Raw genomic sequence first — 17409 nt, forward strand, 5'->3', positions numbered from 1 at the left:
GGGGTGCGGGGGTGGTTGGGGGAGTTGTTTTGGGAGGTGGGGTCGATGTGGGGGGGTTGGGGGAACTGGTTTGGAGGGTCTTAATGGATCGCTGGGGGGGGGCGGGGGCCCCCCCCCCCCCCCGCCGCTTCGTCGTCAGGCGCTCTCCGGCTCGGCCAGCCGGGTGAGCGCGGCCGCGACCAGGGCCCGGACGCCGGTGTCCAGAGTGGGCTGGAGGACCGGGACGAACCGGGTACTGTGGTTGACCGGTATGTCCTGGGCCACGGTGCCGCGTTCGCGGGCGGCCCGGTAGGCCTCCGGGTCCGTCCCGCCGAGCGCCCAGTAGGTGTACGGCACGCCGAAGGCGTCCGGGATGCGGCTGAAGTCCTCGCTGGCGCTCTGCAGCTCCGCCTCGCCGGCCCGGTCCCCGAAGACCTCGGCGAAGGCGGCGGCGACCTCGCCGGTCACCCGGTCGTCGTTGACGGTCGGCGGGAAGCGGGTCCCCTCCTCGAACTCCGGGTCGCGTTCGGCACCCGAGGCCGCGCACTCGGCCCGGACGATGCGCCGCAGGGAGGCGAGGACCCCCCGGCGGGTCTCCTGGTCGTAGGTGCGCACGTTGACCAGCAGTTCGGCCGACTCCGGGATCACGTTGCCGCTCGTACCCGCCCGCACGGAGCCCACCGTGAGCACGGCGGGCCGGGTGGCGGCCAGCTCGCGCGAGACGATCGTCTGCAGCCGTACGACGATCATCGCGGCCATCACCACGGGATCGATGGCCGCCTGGGGCGCGGATCCGTGGGCGCCCCTGCCGTGGACGGTGATCCGCACGTTGTCCGCCGCCGAGAGGAACGAACCGGCGCGTGTGCCGACCCGCCCGGCGGGATACGGCAGCACATGCTGGGCGAACGCGACGTCCGGACGGGGAACGCGGTCGCGCAGCCCGTCCTCGACCATGCGGTCGGCCCCGTCCCCGGGCTCCTCGGCGGGCTGGAACAGGGCCACCAGGGTGCCCCGCCACCGGTCCCGGGCGGGCGCCATCAGTCGGGCGGCGCCCAGCAGGCAGGCGACGTGCAGGTCGTGCCCGCAGGCGTGGGCCACCGGGACCGGCCGGCCGGAGGCATCCGTGGCGGTGACCGCGGAGGCGTAGGGCAGACCGGTCTCCTCGCGCACCGGCAGGGCGTCCATGTCGGCCCGCAGCAGCACCGTCGGCCCCGCGCCGGGCCCGTCGCCGTGGTCCAGCACCCCGGCCACACCGGTGCCGCCGATGCCCTCGTGGACCTCGTAGCCGTGGTTCTTCAGGTGCTCCGCGACCCGGCCCGCGGTCCGGTGCTCCTGGTGCCCCAGCTCGGGGTGGGCGTGCAGGTCCCGGTAGAGGTCCTCCAGGTCGGCACGGATGGTTCCCAGGCCGGTCAGCACGGCGTCGGTGGAGTCCTTGAGAGGCATGGCGGTCGCTCCTCTCCTCCTGTCCCGCCCTGTTCCGCGTCCCCCTCAGGAGTCCGGGCCACCGCGTGACGACCGTGGCCGCCGGTCGCGGCTGCCCGGCAGCCTCCAGCCCCAAGTGAGCGCGGCGAGCCGCGGTGAAACGCCCAGAACCAGCCGCAGCGGGCGACTGCCCGCCGGCCGCTGCACGGCGATATGCGGACGGGCCGGCTGCAGCCGGCCCGTCCGCATCCTGTGTGCTCCTTCCGCTACGCCTCCCTGACGTGGATCCGGCGCAGCGTCACCGCCGCTCCCGCCGCCGCCAGTGCCAGCGTCACCGCTCCCGCGATCGCCACGCCGTGCATCCCGCTGGTGAACGCCTCCCGTGCGGTGGCGAGCAGAGTCTCGCCGGTACGGCCGGGCAGGCGGGCGGCGGTGGCCAGGGCGCCGCCCAGGGTCTCGCGGGACTCGGCCGGGGCCGAGGCCGGCATGTCGTGGCGGTAGATCGCCGTACCGATGGAGCCGAGGACCGCCATGCCGAGGGCGCCGCCGAACTCGGTGCCGGTCTCCAGGAGTGAGGAGGCCGTGCCCGCCCGCTCCACCGGCGCGGTGCTCATGGCCAGGTCGGTCAGCTGGGACATCACCATGACGACCCCGGAGGCGAGAACACCCGCGGCGGCCAGCACCAGCCAGAGGGAGTCGGTGCCGGCGAGGGCCAGCAGGGCGTACCCGGCCGCGCTGACGGCGAAGCCCGCCGCGACGACGTACCCCCGGTTGGCGCCCCGGGCGACGAGCTGCCCGGTGACCGGGCCGGCGACGCCGATCAGCACGGAGGGCAGCAGGCTCCACAGCGCCGCCTGCAGCGGGCTCTTGCCGAGGACCGACTGCAGATACTGCGTGGTGAAGATCGCCGAGCCCATCATGCCGAACGCGGACACCAGGGTCAGGACCAGCGCCGGGGTGAAGCCGTGGCCCTTGAGCAGGGCCGGCGGGATCAGCGGGGCGGCGGCGGTGCGCTGCCGGTGGACGAAGAGGGCGGCGAACAGCAGGCCGACGGTGACCGACACGACGTACAGCGGGTGCCAGCCCTCGGACGGGATCTCCTTCAGGCCGTAGATCACGGGCAGCACGGCGGCCAGCGACAGCGGCACGCTCACCCCGTCGAAACGGCCCGGGTCAGGGTTCTTCGACTCCGGCAGCAGCACCGGACCGAGGAGCAGCAGCAGGAGCATGGCCGGCAGGTTGACCAGGAAGACCGAGCCCCACCAGAAGTGCTCGACGAGGATGCCGCTCATCACCGAGCCGAGCGCGATACCGCCGGTCATCACCCCCGACCACAGGCCGATCGCCTTCGCCCGCTGGGCCGGGTCGGTGAACATCGTGCGCAGCAGGGCCATCGTCGACGGCATCAGGGTCGCACCGCCGACGCCGAGGAGCGCGCGGGCCGCGATGAGGGTCTCGGCGCTGTTCGCATAGGCCGCGAGGACCGAGGCCCCGCCGAAGGCGGCGGCGCCCATGAGGAGCAGCCTGCGGCGGCCCATGCGGTCACCGAGGGAACCCATCGTCATCAGCAGGCCGGCCAGGACGAAGCCGTAGATGTCGAAGATCCAGAGCTGCTGGGTGCCGCTGGGGCGGAGATCGGCGCTGATCGCAGGGGCCGCGAAGTACAGGACGGAGACGTCCATCGAGACCAGCAGCAGCGGCAGCATCAGCACACCGAGGGCGGTCCACTCACGGCGTCCGGCGCGGTCACCCGGCACGACGGGTGTGGTGGTGCTCGTCGAGTTCGTCATGGCCGTGACTGTACGCACGTCTTAAACGCTTGTCTAGAACGTTTGTGTAAGACAGTTGGTTAGGCCGCTCGTCTAGGACGGTTGTCTGAATCGCGGGTAGCCTGGTGCGCATGGGACACCGTGAGGATCTGCTCGAAGGCGCGAAGCGCTGTCTGCTGGAGAAGGGGTTCGCGCGGACGACGGCGCGCGACATCGTGAAGGAGTCGGGGACCAACCTGGCCTCGATCGGCTACCACTACGGCTCGAAGGACGCCCTGCTGGCGCAGGCGTACGTCGCGCTCGTCGAGAACGTGTCCGACTCCTTCGCCGCGGGCGGCGACGCCGGCTCCGAGGGCGCCCCGGGTTCGCTGGAGCGGTTCCGGTGGGTGTGGTCGAACATCGTCGAGAGCATGCGGCGGCCCGGCTCGGTGTGGCGGCTCAGCATGGAGGTCATCACCCTGCAACTGCCCGAGGTGCGCGAGCACTTGGCCCGCGCCCAGCAGGAGGGCGGGCGTGGCCTGGTGGCGCTCATGACGGGCGTCCCGGAGGAGGAGGTCTCCGACGAGACCGCGGACACCCTGGGCCGGTTCTACCTGACCCTCATGACCGGCCTCATCGCCCAGTGGACCTTCGACCCGAAGACCGCCCCGGACGGCGACGCCCTCACCGAGGGCCTGCGGCAGATCGTCGAGGCGATCGGCCGGGCCTCATAGGCGTGCCCTCTTCAGTGCCATGTGCAGGAGCAACCGGTCCTCGCCGTCGTCCAGGTCCAGGCCGGTGAGTTGCTCGACGCGGGAGAGGCGGTAGTACAGGGTCTGGCGATGGACGCCCAGCTCGGCGGCCGTGCGGCCCGCCTGGCCGGCGCAGTCGAGGTAGACCTCGGCGGTGCGGGCCAGTTCGCGGTGGGCGGGGGAGAGCAGGGGGGCGACCGCGCGGTCCTCGGCGGAGTCCGGGGGGAGCGTGGTCAGCAGGCGGTACGGCCCGATGCGCGCCCACTCGGCGACCGGGCCGAGCCTGGGCTCGGCGAGGGCCGCCCGCGTGGCTGCCTCGGCCTCCTGCCAGACCGTCCCCAGCTCCGTGAGGCCGACACGGGCGTCGCCGACGCCGGCGACGCAGGCGGTGCCCTGGGCGGCGCGGGCGGCCGCGGTGAGTCCCGCTGCCGCCGCCGCGGCCACCCGGGCGCCGGTTCCCCGGGCCGTGCTCACGGGTCCGCCGTGTGCGGCCTCGGCCTCCTTCAGGAGACGGGCGGCCGCCGCCAGCGCCGGGGTGCTCGTCTCCGTGGTGCGCAGTCGTACCAGGAGCGCGAGACTCTGCCCCGAGACGCCCCAGGGCAGCGTGCACAGGGCGGTCGCGTGGGGGATCGTGCGGGCCGCGGGGGCGTCGTCCGGGTCGGCCGAGGGCCAGGGGGCCACGCACACCAGGGTGTGCGGGCCGTCCGCGCGAGCGCCGAGGGCCGTGCGGAGTTCCGCCACCGCCATGTCCTGCTGCCAGCCGCGCTCCGCGGTGAGCACCGCCCGCAGTTCGCGGCTCAGGCCGGCACCGGCCTGAGCCTCGTCCGCGAGCAGTGCGCCGATCCGGCCCGTCACCTGCATGGCGGCGGCCAGTTGCGCGTCCGTCGGGCCCGGATCGCCGTCCAGCAGCCAGACGTAGCCGAGGACGACACCCCGATGGCGTACCGGCAGGCAGATGCGGCCCCGGTAGACGCCCGCCTCCGGGGTCGGCGGGATGCGGACCGGCCCGGTCGCCCGGGTGATGCCGAAGCCCTCGAACCAGGACCGGACGGCCGCCGTGGAGCGCCGGGTCAGGATCGAGCGGGTGCGGACCGGGTCCAGCGCGGAGGGGTCCAGGTCCCCCTCGCTGTCGTACGCCCCGAACGCGATCAGCTCGAAGTCGCGGTTCTCCAGGGTCGCCGGTGCGCCCAGCAGCTCCGAGATCTCGTCCACCAGCTCCTGGTAGTCAGCCCTGTACTCCGCCGTCACCCGGGCATTCTCCCCCATATACCGGCGCCCTTCATACATCTGTCTGAGATCCAGCGCACGGATGCGTGACAGCTGTCGATGGCCGACGATCGGAGCAATCCTTAGGTTTCACGGTGGTTCTCCGTGCCGTACCCGAAACATCGGTTGTCGGCCGTTCTGGTGCTTTTCCTGTGGAGGTGCCCCGTGCTGGGTCCCGTGATTCTCGCCGCGTCGCGCAGCGACCGGATGCGACGCCTGATCTCGGCGGCCCCGGTGACCAAGCAGGTCGTGGACCGCTTCATCCCCGGTGAGACCGTGGCCGACATCGTCCCCGTCATCGAGGAGCTCACCGGCAAGGGCCTGGAGCTGACCATGGACGTGGTGGGCGAGGACATCACCACGCCCGAGCAGGCCCGCGCCGCCCGGGACGCCTACCTCGAGCTGATCGGCCGGCTCAAGGAGCTGGGGCTGGGCGAGAAGGTCGAGATGTCCGTCAAGCTGTCCATGTTCGGCCAGGCCCTGCCCGGCGGGCACGAGCTGGCGCTCGGCAACGTCCGGCCCGTCGTCGAGGCGGCCGCCGCCATCGGTACGACGGTCACGCTCGACGCCGAGGACCACACCACGCTCGACTCGATGTTCGCCATCCACGAGGAGCTGCGGAAGACCCACCCCGAGACCGGCTGCGTCATCCAGGCCTACCTCTTCCGCACCGAGGCCGACGCCCGCCGCCTGGCCGCCGCCGGCAGCCGGGTGCGTCTGGTGAAGGGCGCCTACAAGGAGCCCGCCGAGGTCGCCCACCAGCGGAAGCAGGAGATCGACAAGGCCTACGTGCGCATCCTGAAGGTGCTGATGGAGGGCGAGGGGTACCCGATGGTCGGGTCCCACGACCCGCGTCTGATCGCCATCGCCCAGGAGCTGGCGCACCGGGCCGGCCGCAAGCCGGCCGAGTACGAGTTCCAGATGCTCTACGGCATCCGGAGCGAGGAGCACCTGCGGTTGGCCGCCGAGGGCCACCGCATGCGTGTCTACACCGCCTACGGCACCGACTGGTACGGCTACTTCATGCGCCGTCTCGCGGAGAAGCCGGCCAACCTGCGCTTCTTCCTCAGGTCGATGGTCAGCAAGGGCTGAGCCCGCAACACCCGCTCACGATCAAGGAGTCAAGGATCTCATGGACGCTGTGACCCAGGTCCCCGCCCCCGTCAACGAGCCGGTGCACGGCTACGCCCCCGGCTCGCCCGAGCGTGCCCGGCTGGAGGCCAGGCTCAAGGAGCTGGCCGAGAACCCGATCGACCTGCCCTGCACCATCGGCGGCGAGAAGCGCATGGGCGGTGGCGAGGCCTTCGAGGTGGTCCAGCCGCACAACCACAAGGCCGTCCTCGGCACCTACCGCACTGCCTCGCGCCAGGACGCGCAGGACGCCGTCGACGCCGCCCTCGCCGCCGCCCCGGCCTGGCGCGCGATGTCCTTCGACGACCGTGCCGCGATCATCCTGCGCGCCGCCGAGCTGCTGGCCGGCCCCTGGCGCGAGACCATCGCCGCATCCACCATGCTCGGCCAGTCCAAGACGGTCCAGCAGGCCGAGATCGACACCCCGTGCGAGCTGGTCGACTTCTGGCGCTTCAATGTCCACTACGCCCGCCAGATCCTGGCCGAGCAGCCTCCGGCGAACTCGCCCGGCGTCTGGAACCGCATGGACCACCGCCCGCTGGAGGGCTTCGTCTACGCGATCACGCCGTTCAACTTCAGCGCCATCGCGGCCAACCTGCCCACCGCGCCCGCGCTGATGGGCAACGTGGTGGTGTGGAAGCCGTCTCCGACGCAGACCCACGCGGCCGTGCTGCTGATGGAGCTGCTGGAGGAGGCCGGTCTGCCCAAGGGTGTCATCAACCTCCTCACCGGTGACGGCCTGGAGGTCTCCGAGATCGCCCTGAACCACCGCGACCTCGCCGGCATCCACTTCACCGGCTCGACCAAGACCTTCCAGTACCTGTGGAAGACGGTCGGCAACAACATCGAGAAGTACCGCTCCTACCCGCGGCTGGTCGGCGAGACCGGCGGCAAGGACTTCGTCGTCGCCCACCCGAGCGCCGACCGCGCCGTGCTGAAGACCGCTCTGACCCGGGGTGCCTTCGAGTACCAGGGCCAGAAGTGCAGCGCCACCTCCCGCGCCTACATCCCGGCCTCCATCTGGAACTCGGGCTTCAAGGAGGAGTTCGCCGCCGAGGTCGACTACCTGACCATGGGCGACGTCACCGACCTGTCCAACTTCATGGGCGCCGTCATCGACGAGCGTTCCTTCGCCAAGAACAAGGCCGCGATCGACCGGGCCAAGAAGGACCCGGCCTGCACGATCGTCGCGGGCGGCACCTACGACGACTCGGTCGGCTACTTCGTCCGCCCGACCGTCATCGAGTGCACCGACCCGGAGAACGAGGTGTTCACCACCGAGTACTTCGGCCCGATCCTCGCGGTGTACGTCTACGAGGACGAGCGGTACGACGAGATGCTGACCCAGATGGAGTCGGTGTCGGACTACGCCCTGACCGGCTCGGTCATCGCGAACGACCGCGCGGCGGCGGCGTACACGATGGAGAAGCTCCGCTACGCCGCGGGCAACTTCTACATCAACGACAAGTCGACCGGCGCCGTCGTCGGCCAGCAGCCCTTCGGCGGCGGCCGCTCCTCCGGCACCAACGACAAGGCCGGCGCCCCGCAGAACCTGATGCGCTGGACGCTGACCCGGGCCATCAAGGAGACCCTGGTCCCGCCGACCGACTACACCTACCCGCACATGGGCTGACACGCCCCCGCGAACACGGGCCGGGAGGCCTGCCTCTCGAGCAGGCCTCCCGGCCCGTTGCCATGGCCGGCCCCGCTTCGCGAACTCCCGGTCGCCCCACCGCCCTTGGACCCGATCACCAGGGCCCCGCACAGCGGCTTCGCGTTGGCGATACTCGCTCCATGACGCCCAGCCTCCGTACCGCCCACACCGCCGACCTCACCCCCGCCGACCTGCGTGCCGTCCGTGCCCTCCTGGACGCGGCCTTCGAGGGGGACTTCGGCGACGACGACTGGGACCACGGCCTGGGCGGCATGCACGCCCTGGTGCACGACGGTGCCGGGCTCGCCGCCCACGGGTCCGTCGTGATGCGCCGCGTACGGCTCGGCGGCCGCTGGCTGCGCACCGGATACGTCGAGGCCGTCGCCGTACGGGCCGATGTGCGGCGCACCGGTCTGGGCGGGCGGGTGATGGCGTCCCTGGAGGGGATCATCGACCGGGCCTACGACCTCGGCGCGCTCGCGGCCAGCGAGGACGGGGCCGCGCTCTACGCGGCCCGCGGCTGGCGGCAGTGGGGCGGGCACGTGTACGCCCTCTCCCCGGACGGCATCGTCCGCCTGCCGGACGAGGAGGGCGGCATCCACCTGCGGAACCCTCCGGCCGCCCAGCCGCTCGGCCCCGGGCCCAAGGCGGAGCCGGAGCTGGTCCTGGACTGGCGGGACGGTGACATCGGCTGACTTCTGTCGGGTGAAAGCGCAGGTCACGACCGTGTGATCCAGTTCGCCGTCTCAGATAGTAGGAAGTCCGAGTAATTGTGCAGACAGGCGCGTCCGGCTCCCTTACTTTTGTAGGAGCCGAACGTCTCGCTCGATCCAGCGAATGGCGGTCGTGAGCCGGGCCCCGCGCAGGCAACCCCTGCGGCCCACCGCTCCCCGCCCCTCCGGCGTCTCGTACCCCTCCTTGCCGTACTCCACGTTCCTCGAAGGAGTCGATTCCCATGGCCGAGACGACCGTCCGCCGCCGGGTCCGCCACGTGTCCCGCGCCAGCGAGTCCGACCGCAAGAACGCCGCCGCCGCCCTCCAGCGAGCCCTCGACCGCCGCGACAACGGCGGCCAGACCGGCCACTGAGCCGGCGTCCCCCGACCGGGTGTCCGCATCGCGGACAGGCCGTGTCATCACCTGGGACGAGGAGTAGGGTGCCGACATGTCTCGCAGCATCAATCTCGCAGTGATCCCCGGTGACGGCATCGGCCAGGAGGTCGTGGCCGAGGGTCTGAAGGTCCTCTCCGCAGTCCTGCCGCAGGATGTGAAGCTGGAGACCAAGGAGTACGACTTCGGCGCCAAGCGCTACCACGCCACCGGTGAGACCCTCACCGACGCCGACCTCGAGCAGCTCAAGCAGCACGACGCCATCCTGCTCGGCGCGATCGGCGACCCGAGCGTGCCCTCCGGCGTCCTCGAGCGCGGCTTCCTGCTCAAGCTCCGCTTCGCCTTCGACCACCACGTGAACCTCCGCCCGAGCAAGCTGCTCCCGGGCGTGGCCACCCCTCTCGCCGGCCAGCCGGAGATCGACTTCGTCGTCGTCCGTGAAGGCACCGAGGGCCCCTACACCGGCAACGGCGGCACCATCCGCAAGGGCACCGAGCACGAGGTCGCCACCGAGGTCTCCGTCAACACCGCCTACGGTGTCGAGCGCGTGGTCCGTGACGCCTTCGCCCGGGCCCAGGCCCGCCCGCGCAAGAAGCTCACGCTGGTCCACAAGAACAACGTGCTGACCTTCGCCGGTCACCTGTGGACCAACATCTTCAACCAGGTGGCCCAGGAGTTCCCCGAGGTCACCACCGACTACATCCATGTCGACGCGGCGACGATCTACCTGGTCACCGACCCCGGCCGCTTCGACGTCATCGTCACCGACAACCTCTTCGGCGACATCATCACCGACCTCGCCGCGGCCGTCTCCGGCGGCATCGGCGTGGCCGCCTCCGGCAACATCAACCCCAGCCGCGAGTTCCCGTCCATGTTCGAGCCGGTCCACGGCTCGGCCCCGGACATCGCCGGTCAGGGCAAGGCCGACCCCAGCGCCACGGTCCTGTCCGTCGCCCTGCTGCTGCGCCACCTCGGCCACGACGCCGAGGCCGACCGCATCGACGCCGCGGTCGCCGCCGACCTCACGGAGCGGGTCGGCAAGCCCGCCCGCAGCACCTCCGAGATCGGCGACGCGCTCGCCGTACGCGTAGCCGGCTGACCCGCCGCGCTCTCGCAGAAGCCGTCGGGTCGCAAACGCACCCGGCGGCTTCTCCTGTGCCCCGCCGGGTGCCACCATCGACCACTGGGCCGCTTTCACCCCGATTCCGTCCACCGTCGCCCGCGCGCGATAATCGAACGCGGAGCCGCGGCATGAGGGAAAGCTCGGACGTCCTAGGACCGGTCGCAAGACCGGTTCCGGACTGAGCGCGGCCCGTCACTACAACCCGGTGAAGGACAACCACATGACGACGCCCACGATCGAGCTCAAGCCCTCCGCCAGCCCGCTCGCCGCCGCAGAGCGCGAGGCGATCCTGGCCAACCCCGGGTTCGGCCGCCACTTCACCGACCACATGGTGACGATCAAGTGGACCGAGGGGCGCGGCTGGCACGACGCGCAGCTCGTCCCGTACGGCCCGATCTCCCTCGACCCCTCCACCCACGTCCTGCACTACGGCCAGGAGATCTTCGAGGGGCTCAAGGCGTACCGGCAGCCCGACGGCTCGATCGCGGTGTTCCGCCCCGAGGCCAACGCCCGCCGCTTCCGCAACTCCGCCCGCCGCATGGCCATGGCCGAGCTGCCCGAGGAGCTGTTCATCGCCGCCCTGGACGCGCTGCTCGCCCAGGACGCCGACTGGGTGCCGCCGCACGGCGGCGAGGAGTCGCTGTACCTGCGTCCGTTCATGTTCGCCACCGAGGCCGCGCTCGGCGTGCACCCGGCCAACGAGTACCTGTTCATGCTGATCGCGTCCCCGTCCGGCGCGTACTTCGCCGGTGGCGTCAAGCCGGTCACCATCTGGGTCTCCGAGGACCACGTCCGCGCCGTCCCGGGCGGCACCGGCGACGCCAAGACCGGCGGCAACTACGCCGCTTCCCTGCTGCCCCAGGCGGAGGCCGCCGCGCACGGCTGCGACCAGGTCGTCTACCTCGACGCGGTGACCCGCACCAAGGTCGAGGAGAGCGGCAGCATGAACGTCGCCTTCGTCTACGGCGACCGGATCGTCACCCCCGCGCTCACCGGCTCGATCCTCGAGGGCATCACCCGTGACTCCCTGCTCCAGGTCGCCCGCGACCTCGGTTGCACCGCCGAGGAGGGTGTGATCACCCTGCAGCAGTGGCGGGAGGACGCCGCGTCCGGCGCCCTCACCGAGGTCTTCGCCTGCGGCACCGCCGCCGTGGTCACGCCCATCGGCCACGTCAAGACCAAGTCGGACGGCTGGACCCACGGCGACGGCACTCCCGGCCCGGTCACCCTCCGGCTGCGCGAGGCCCTCCTCGGCCTCCAGCGGGGCATGACGGAGGACAAGCACGGCTGGATGCACCGCATCGGCTGAGCCATGCCGCTCCTCCCGCCGTGACGGCGCTCGGACGCAACGGACGAGCCCCGTCGCGGCGGGCACACGAGGAGGCGGCCGCTCGCGGTGCCGCCGGCCCGCGGCCAGGCCGCCTCCGCGCCGCCTACGACGAGGGCGCGACCTCCTTCACAGGCCCTACAGCCGGCTTTCGGCGGCGACCGGTTCCTGCCCGGCCTCGGCGGGGGCCGACGCCGTGCGGGGCGTGAGGGCCAGGTGGACCAGGCCGCCCACCGCGCCCGACAGCAGGAAGCTGCAGTCGACCCCGCCGGTCAGCGTCAGCAGGGGGCCCTGGTACGACGGCAGGGACACGCCCAGCAGGCCGACGCCGGCGCCCAGCGCCCAGGACACGGTGGCGCGGACGTTCCAGCCCGCCCGGTACCAGTAGATCCCGCCCCGCGAGCGGCGGTTGAAGACCTGCAGGGCGTCGGCGTCGTACACCCCGCGGCAGCGGGCGAAGCCGATGAGGGTGATGACCGCCCACGGCGTGCCGACGGCGGTGAGCAGGAGGACGAAGGACGTCATCGCGGACTGCGCGTTCCAGGCGTAGTGGCCCACGAAGACGCAGGCCGTGGCGACGACGGCGACCGTGTAGGTGGCGCGGGCACGGGAGGCGCGGGGCAGGATGGCGTCCAGGTCCAGGCCCATCGAGTAGAGCATCAGCCCGGCGTTGCCCACCGAGCCGGCCGAGGCGGACAGCAGCAGCGGGACCAGGTACCAGGTGGGGGAGGCGGCCACCAGCGGCCCCGCGTAGTCGGTCGCCGCGCGGGCCGCGTAGGCGGTGAAGGTGCCGAACAGCTGCGGCACCAGCAGGCCGAGGATCAGCCCCAGCCAGGTCGCGTGCAGCACCCGGCGGCTGCTGTTCCTGACGGGCGAGATGTAGCGGGTGTAGTCGCCGAGGAGCGTGATGAAGGCGATGGGGCCGGACAGGCCCGCCGCCACGGCCGCCAGGAACCAGGTCGGCCAGAAGGAGCCCAGCAGAAGGCCGCCCGCCTCGGGCAGGGGCGAGACCGTGAAGTGCGGGGCGTAGGCGAGTACGCCGAGGGCCAGCAGGGCGGTCATGCCGATGGCCAGCACCCGCGACATCGCGAGCAGCACCCGGTAGCCGTACACCGCGCCCGCGACCGTCGCCGCGGCGAGCAGCGCGTAGACGACCGCGTACGACACCCCGTCCGCCGGCAGCCCGAAGAGCCGGCCGAGGACGCTCAGCATCACGTCGCCGCCGATCCACACCGTCAGTGCGGTGTAGCCGAGGGCCAGCAGCAGGCCGACCACCGAGCCGACCAGCCGCCCGCGCACCCCGAACTGGGCGCCGGAGGAGGTCGACAGGTTGGTGGCGGTGCGCAGCGAGATGAGGGCGAGCGGCGCGGTGACGGCCGTACCGACGACCGTGCCCGCGACGATCGAGCTCACCGACGCCCACCAGCCGAGCCCGAAGGACGGCGGCAGCCAACCGAAGATGATCACCCCGAGGCAGAGGTTGGAGCCGAGCAGGATCGAGACGAGGTCCCGGGGGCCGCTGGTCCGCTCCTCCTCCGGGATGGTGTCGACTCCGCGCTGTTCTATCGGCATGGCTGGTCTCCTTCGACGGCCGCCTCTATCGGTTTGAGCGACGTTCAATCTGCCTGGCGTTCCGCCCGCGGTCAATGCTTCTGTTTCGCGCAATCTGCGTTTAGAGTGATGCTCAAACGCCGACCAGGCAAGGAGGTGCCGGCCCGTGAGACTGACCCCCACGGAACGTGACCGGCTGCTGCTCTTCGGGGCCGCCGAGCTGGCCCGGGCCCGCCGGGCGCGGGGCCTCAGGCTCAATGTGCCGGAGGCCACCGCGCTGATCGCGGACACCGTCTGCGAGGCCGCACGGGACGGCAGGCGGCTCGCGGAGGCCGTCGAGGCGGCCCGTGCGGTGCTCGGCCCCGAGGACGTGCTGCCGGGCGTCGCCGACGTCGTCACCGAGGTGATGGTCGAGGCCGTCTTCGACGACGGCTCCCGGCTCGCGGTCGTCTCCGACCCCATCGGCGGCGGCCTCGGCGAGCACGCCCCGGGCGCGCTGCTGCCCGGTCCCGAGCACGCCGACCCCGAGCCGGCCCTGCGGCTCACGGTCACCAACACCGCGACCGTGCCGGTCTCCGTCACCTCCCACTTCCACTTCTTCGAGGCCAACCCGCGCCTGGACTTCGAGCGTCACCGGGCCTACGGCATGCGGCTCGCGGTGCCCGCCGGGTCCTCGGTGCGGTTCGGGCCGGGGGAGAGCGAGGAGGTCGGGCTGGTCCCGATCGGCGGCGACCGGATCGCGATCGGCTTCGCCGGCCTGGTCGACGGGCCGCTGGACGCGCCCGGCGCCCGGCAGGAAGCCCTGCGCAGGGCGGCCGCCTGCGGATACCTGGGGGCGACACCGGAAGGAGGCGAGGAGCGATGAGCCGCTCGAAGGGACGAGAGGTGAGCCGGTCGATCCACATCGACCCCTACGCGTACGCGGCCACGCACGGCCCCCGGGCCGGCGACCGCGTCCGCCTCGGCGACTCCGGCCTGACCATCCGCGTCGAGTCCGACTCCCAGCGCCACGGCGACGAGTTCCTGGCCGGCTTCGGCAAGACCGCCCGCGACGGACTGCACCTGAAGGCCGCCGCCGTGCGCGACACGTGTGACGTCGTGATCAGCAACGTCGTCGTGATCGACGCGGTCCAGGGGATCCGGAAGGTCTCCATCGGCATCCGGGAAGGCCGTGTCCACGCCATCGGGCGCGCCGGCAACCCGGACACCCTCGACGGCGTCGACGTCGTCGTCGGCACGGGCACGTCGATCGTCTCCGGGGAGGGGCTGATCGCCACCGCCGGTGCCGTCGACACCCACGTCCACCTGTTGTCGCCGCGCATCATGGAGGCGTCCCTCGCCTCCGGTGTCACCACGATCATCGGGCAGGAGTTCGGCCCGGTCTGGGGCGTCGGCGTCAACTCGCCCTGGGCCCTGAGGCACGCCTTCGGCGCCTTCGACGCCTGGCCGGTCAACATCGGCTTCCTGGGCCGGGGTTCGTCGTCGCACGGGGCGCCGCTCGTCGAGGCGCTGGCCGAGGGCGGGGCGAGCGGCTTCAAGGTGCACGAGGACATGGGCGCCCACACCCGCGCCCTGGACACGGCTCTCCGGGTCGCCGAGGAGCACGACGTCCAGGTCGCCCTGCACAGCGACGGGCTGAACGAGTGCCTGTCCGTCGAGGACACCTTGCGCGTCCTGGAGGGCCGCACGATCCACGCCTTCCACATCGAGGGCTGCGGCGGCGGACACGTACCCAACGTGCTGAAGATGGCCGGCGTCCCCAACGTCATCGGCTCCTCCACCAACCCGACCCTGCCCTTCGGCCGGGACGCGGTCGCCGAGCACTACGGCATGATCGTCTCGGTCCACGACCTCAAGCCCGACCTGCCCGGCGACGCGGCCATGGCCCGTGACCGCATCCGCGCCGGCACGATGGGCGCCGAGGACGTGCTGCACGACCTGGGCGCCATCGGCATCACCTCCTCCGACGCCCAGGGCATGGGCCGGGCCGGCGAGACGGTCCGCCGCACCTTCGCCATGGCCGGCAAGATGAAGGCCGAGCTGGGTCCGCTGGAGGGCGACGGCGAGGGCGACGACAACGCGCGCGTCCTGCGCTACCTGGCCAAGCTGACGATCAACCCGGCCATCGCCCACGGCCTCGCGCACGAGGTCGGCTCGATCGAGGTCGGCAAGCTCGCCGACATCGTGCTGTGGCGCCCGGAGTACTTCGGTGCCAAACCGCAGCTCGTCCTCAAGTCGGGCTTTCCGGCGTACGGCGTGACCGGCGACCCGAACGCGGCCACCGACACCTGCGAACCCCTGGTGCTGGGACCGCAGTTCGGGTCGTACGGCGCCACGGCCGCCGACCTCTCCGTCGCCTTCGTCGCCCGGGCAGCCGTCGACCAGGGAGGCGACCGGATGCCCACCCGCCGGCGCCGGGTCGCCGTGCGCGGCACCCGGGGCATCGGGCCGGCCGACCTGCGCCTGAACTCCCGTACCGGAGCCGTCGACGTCGACCGGCGCACCGGCCTGGTCACCCTCGACGGCGACCCGCTGCGCTCCGAGCCCGCCGACTCGGTCTCCCTCAACCGCCTGTACTTCCTCTGACCTCCAAGGACTCGTGACATGACCACCCCCGCCGCCGACGGCTTCCGCATGCCCGCAGAGTGGACCCCGCACGAGCGCACCTGGATGGCGTGGCCCGGCCCCAACCCCACCTTCGCCCACCCGGACGACCTGCGTCTGTCCCGTATCGCCTGGGCCTCGGTGGCCCGCGCCGTCCTCCGCTTCGAGCCCGTGACGGTCGTCTGCGGCCCCGGGCAGTCGGCGGACGCCCAGGCCCTGCTCGGCCCCGGCATCGACACCGTCGAGCGGGAGCTGGACGACGCCTGGATGCGGGACATCGGCCCCACCTTCCTCACCGACGGAAAGGGCGCACTGGCCGCCGTGGACTGGACGTTCAACGGCTGGGGCGCCCAGGACTGGGCCCGCTGGGAGCACGACGCGAAGATCGGCGCGTACGTCAGCGATCTCGCGGGCGCGCGGACGTACGCCTCGAAGCTGGTGAACGAGGGCGGCGCGATCCACGTCGACGGCGAGGGCACGGTCCTGCTGACGGAGACGGTCCAGCTGGGCCCCGAGCGCAACCCGCACTGGACGAAGGAGCAGGTCGAGGCGGAGATCCATGCCCACCTCGGCACCCGCAAGGCCATCTGGCTGCCGCGCGGCCTCACCGGCGACTACCCGCCGCACGGCTTCGGCACCCTCGGCCACGTCGACATCGTCGCCGCCTTCGCCCGCCCCGGCGTGGTCGTCGCCCACCACCAGCCGGACCCGGCGCACCCCGACCACGAGGTGACGAAGGAGGTCATCGGCATCCTGAGGTCGGCCACCGACGCGCGCGGCCGGCGCCTGGAGGTCGTCGAGGTAGCCGCCCCGACCGTCCTGGAGGCCGACGGCCACTGGGCCGACTACTCCTACATCAACCACTACCTGTGCAACGGCGGCGTCGTCCTGTGCGCCTTCGACGACCCCCGCGACGAGCTCGCGGCCGGCATCTTCCGCCGCCTCTTCCCCGAGCGCACCGTGACCCTGGTGGACGCCCGTACGATCTTCTCCGGGGGCGGTGGCATCCACTGCATCACCCAGCAGCAGCCGAAGATCTAGGAGCAGCACATGGCCGGTGGGCGCAGACAGGCCCCGCCACGGGAGGACGTCCTCGCCGCCGCCATGGACATGATCGCCGCGCGCGGCCTGGAGAAGCTCACCATGGCGGGGCTCGGCCGCGAGGTCGGGATGAGCAGCGGCCATCTGCTCTACTACTTCCACTCCAAGGACGAGCTGCTGCTGCAGACCCTGGAGTGGAGCGAGGGCAGGCTGGGCGCCGAGCGCGGCCGGCTCCTCACCCGCCCGGGAACCGCCCGGGAACGCCTGGAGGCGTACGTCGACCTGTACGTCCCGGACGGCCACCGCGACCCGCACTGGACGCTGTGGCTGGAGGTGTGGAACCGCTCGCAGAACGCCGACGACGCGGCCCGCGAGCGGCAGGCCGCGATCGAGGGCGCCTGGCACCGCGACCTGGTCGCGCTGATCGCCGAGGGCGTCTCGCGCGGCGAGTTCCGCCCGGTCGACGCGGACCGCTTCGCCACCAGGCTGCGGGCCCTGCTGGACGGGTTCTCCATCCATGTCGCCATCGGGTTGCGCGGCACGGACCGCCGGCACGTGCTGGCGCACGTCCGTGAGTTCATCGCCGAGTCGCTGTGAAGCGGCGGGGCCGGTTCCCCCGTCCATCCCGGTGACCGGATTCTGAGACAGGCGGTGAGTGAAGGGCCGCGCTGTGCGAGACTGCCCCCGTGCTCTCGTTCGCCAT

General features: G+C 72.2%; 15 protein-coding genes. 11 read left to right on the plus strand and 4 right to left on the minus strand.

Translation table 11 applies throughout. From position 1 onward, the window contains the following. Positions 1–135 precede the first annotated feature (135 nt). Together ACZ404_RS27155 and ACZ404_RS27160 are read right to left on the minus strand one after the other, a co-directional pair. Complete coding sequence (locus tag ACZ404_RS27155; RefSeq protein WP_468444265.1) at positions 136–1422, minus strand: amidohydrolase; 1287 nt, start codon at positions 1420–1422, stop codon at positions 136–138. 245 nt (positions 1423–1667) lie between these two features. After that, on the minus strand, positions 1668–3191 hold the full coding sequence (locus ACZ404_RS27160; protein ID WP_468444267.1) for an MFS transporter: 1524 nt from the start codon (positions 3189–3191) through the stop codon (positions 1668–1670). A 110-nt stretch (positions 3192–3301) separates the two neighbouring features. On the opposite strand from ACZ404_RS27160, the gene ACZ404_RS27165 reads away from it, so the two are divergent. Further along, positions 3302–3883, plus strand: coding sequence for a TetR/AcrR family transcriptional regulator (locus ACZ404_RS27165; RefSeq protein WP_468444269.1), 582 nt, complete (start codon positions 3302–3304; stop codon positions 3881–3883). Here the strand turns inward: ACZ404_RS27165 and ACZ404_RS27170 are convergent. After that, the gene (locus ACZ404_RS27170; protein WP_468444271.1) at positions 3878–5149 is read right to left on the minus strand and encodes a PucR family transcriptional regulator; all 1272 of its coding nucleotides are present in this window, start codon (positions 5147–5149) and stop codon (positions 3878–3880) included. The two genes, ACZ404_RS27165 and ACZ404_RS27170, sit on opposite strands and share 6 nt — an antisense overlap. A gap of 183 nt (positions 5150–5332) precedes the next feature. Between ACZ404_RS27170 and ACZ404_RS27175 the strand changes: the two genes are divergently transcribed. The 6 genes from ACZ404_RS27175 (at position 5333) to ACZ404_RS27200 (ending at position 11492) form a co-directional block, all read left to right on the plus strand. Then, entirely contained in the window at positions 5333–6259 is a 927-nt protein-coding gene (locus tag ACZ404_RS27175; protein WP_468444273.1) for a proline dehydrogenase family protein, read from the plus strand. Between the two features lie 40 nt (positions 6260–6299). Then, positions 6300–7931, plus strand: a complete 1632-nt coding sequence (gene pruA / locus ACZ404_RS27180) for an L-glutamate gamma-semialdehyde dehydrogenase (protein WP_468444275.1) — start codon at positions 6300–6302, stop codon at positions 7929–7931. Between the two features lie 161 nt (positions 7932–8092). Then, entirely contained in the window at positions 8093–8647 is a 555-nt protein-coding gene (locus ACZ404_RS27185; RefSeq protein ID WP_468444277.1) for a GNAT family N-acetyltransferase, read from the plus strand. A 260-nt stretch (positions 8648–8907) separates the two neighbouring features. Then, on the plus strand, positions 8908–9039 hold the full coding sequence (locus ACZ404_RS27190) for a hypothetical protein (RefSeq protein WP_468444279.1): 132 nt from the start codon (positions 8908–8910) through the stop codon (positions 9037–9039). Between the two features lie 76 nt (positions 9040–9115). After that, positions 9116–10159, plus strand: a complete 1044-nt coding sequence (locus ACZ404_RS27195; protein ID WP_468444281.1) for a 3-isopropylmalate dehydrogenase — start codon at positions 9116–9118, stop codon at positions 10157–10159. Positions 10160–10403: 244 nt separating this feature from the next. After that, positions 10404–11492 carry a branched-chain amino acid aminotransferase gene (locus tag ACZ404_RS27200; RefSeq protein ID WP_468444283.1) on the plus strand — a complete coding sequence of 363 codons (1089 nt, stop codon included), beginning with the start codon at positions 10404–10406 and terminating at the stop codon, positions 11490–11492. A gap of 156 nt (positions 11493–11648) precedes the next feature. Here the strand turns inward: ACZ404_RS27200 and ACZ404_RS27205 are convergent, their stop codons facing one another. After that, positions 11649–13082, minus strand: coding sequence for a cytosine permease (locus ACZ404_RS27205; protein ID WP_468444285.1), 1434 nt, complete (start codon positions 13080–13082; stop codon positions 11649–11651). Between the two features lie 145 nt (positions 13083–13227). Between ACZ404_RS27205 and ureA the strand changes: the two genes are divergently transcribed. The 4 genes from ureA to ACZ404_RS27225 are packed head-to-tail and all read left to right on the plus strand — an operon-like array spanning position 13228 to position 17303. Next, complete coding sequence (gene ureA, locus ACZ404_RS27210) at positions 13228–13926, plus strand: urease subunit gamma (RefSeq protein ID WP_468444287.1); 699 nt, start codon at positions 13228–13230, stop codon at positions 13924–13926. Continuing rightward, the gene (locus ACZ404_RS27215) at positions 13923–15647 is read left to right on the plus strand and encodes an urease subunit alpha (RefSeq protein WP_468444289.1); all 1725 of its coding nucleotides are present in this window, start codon (positions 13923–13925) and stop codon (positions 15645–15647) included. The genes ureA and ACZ404_RS27215 overlap by 4 nt, the downstream gene beginning before the upstream one ends. Before the next feature lie 18 nt (positions 15648–15665). Then, entirely contained in the window at positions 15666–16706 is a 1041-nt protein-coding gene (locus ACZ404_RS27220; protein ID WP_468444291.1) for an agmatine deiminase family protein, read from the plus strand. A gap of 9 nt (positions 16707–16715) precedes the next feature. Beyond that, positions 16716–17303: a TetR/AcrR family transcriptional regulator gene (locus ACZ404_RS27225; RefSeq protein ID WP_468444292.1), complete on the plus strand. Its 588-nt coding sequence runs from the start codon at positions 16716–16718 to the stop codon at positions 17301–17303. Positions 17304–17409: the final 106 nt, after the last annotated feature.

The organism is Streptomyces sp. NPDC030798 (assembly GCF_055572275.1).

Excerpts from the sequence above, each read along its gene's own strand:
- ACZ404_RS27155 (WP_468444265.1), bottom strand. The coding sequence starts at position 1,422 with ATGCCTCTCAAGGACTCCACCGACGCCGTGCTGACCGGCCTGGGAACC.
- ACZ404_RS27160 (WP_468444267.1), bottom strand. The coding sequence starts at position 3,191 with ATGACGAACTCGACGAGCACCACCACACCCGTCGTGCCGGGTGACCGC.
- ACZ404_RS27165 (WP_468444269.1), top strand. The coding sequence starts at position 3,302 with ATGGGACACCGTGAGGATCTGCTCGAAGGCGCGAAGCGCTGTCTGCTG.
- pruA (WP_468444275.1), top strand. The coding sequence starts at position 6,300 with ATGGACGCTGTGACCCAGGTCCCCGCCCCCGTCAACGAGCCGGTGCAC.
- ACZ404_RS27185 (WP_468444277.1), top strand. The coding sequence starts at position 8,093 with ATGACGCCCAGCCTCCGTACCGCCCACACCGCCGACCTCACCCCCGCC.
- ACZ404_RS27190 (WP_468444279.1), top strand. The coding sequence starts at position 8,908 with ATGGCCGAGACGACCGTCCGCCGCCGGGTCCGCCACGTGTCCCGCGCC.
- ACZ404_RS27195 (WP_468444281.1), top strand. The coding sequence starts at position 9,116 with ATGTCTCGCAGCATCAATCTCGCAGTGATCCCCGGTGACGGCATCGGC.
- ACZ404_RS27200 (WP_468444283.1), top strand. The coding sequence starts at position 10,404 with ATGACGACGCCCACGATCGAGCTCAAGCCCTCCGCCAGCCCGCTCGCC.
- ACZ404_RS27205 (WP_468444285.1), bottom strand. The coding sequence starts at position 13,082 with ATGCCGATAGAACAGCGCGGAGTCGACACCATCCCGGAGGAGGAGCGG.
- ACZ404_RS27215 (WP_468444289.1), top strand. The coding sequence starts at position 13,923 with ATGAGCCGCTCGAAGGGACGAGAGGTGAGCCGGTCGATCCACATCGAC.
- ACZ404_RS27220 (WP_468444291.1), top strand. The coding sequence starts at position 15,666 with ATGACCACCCCCGCCGCCGACGGCTTCCGCATGCCCGCAGAGTGGACC.
- ACZ404_RS27225 (WP_468444292.1), top strand. The coding sequence starts at position 16,716 with ATGGCCGGTGGGCGCAGACAGGCCCCGCCACGGGAGGACGTCCTCGCC.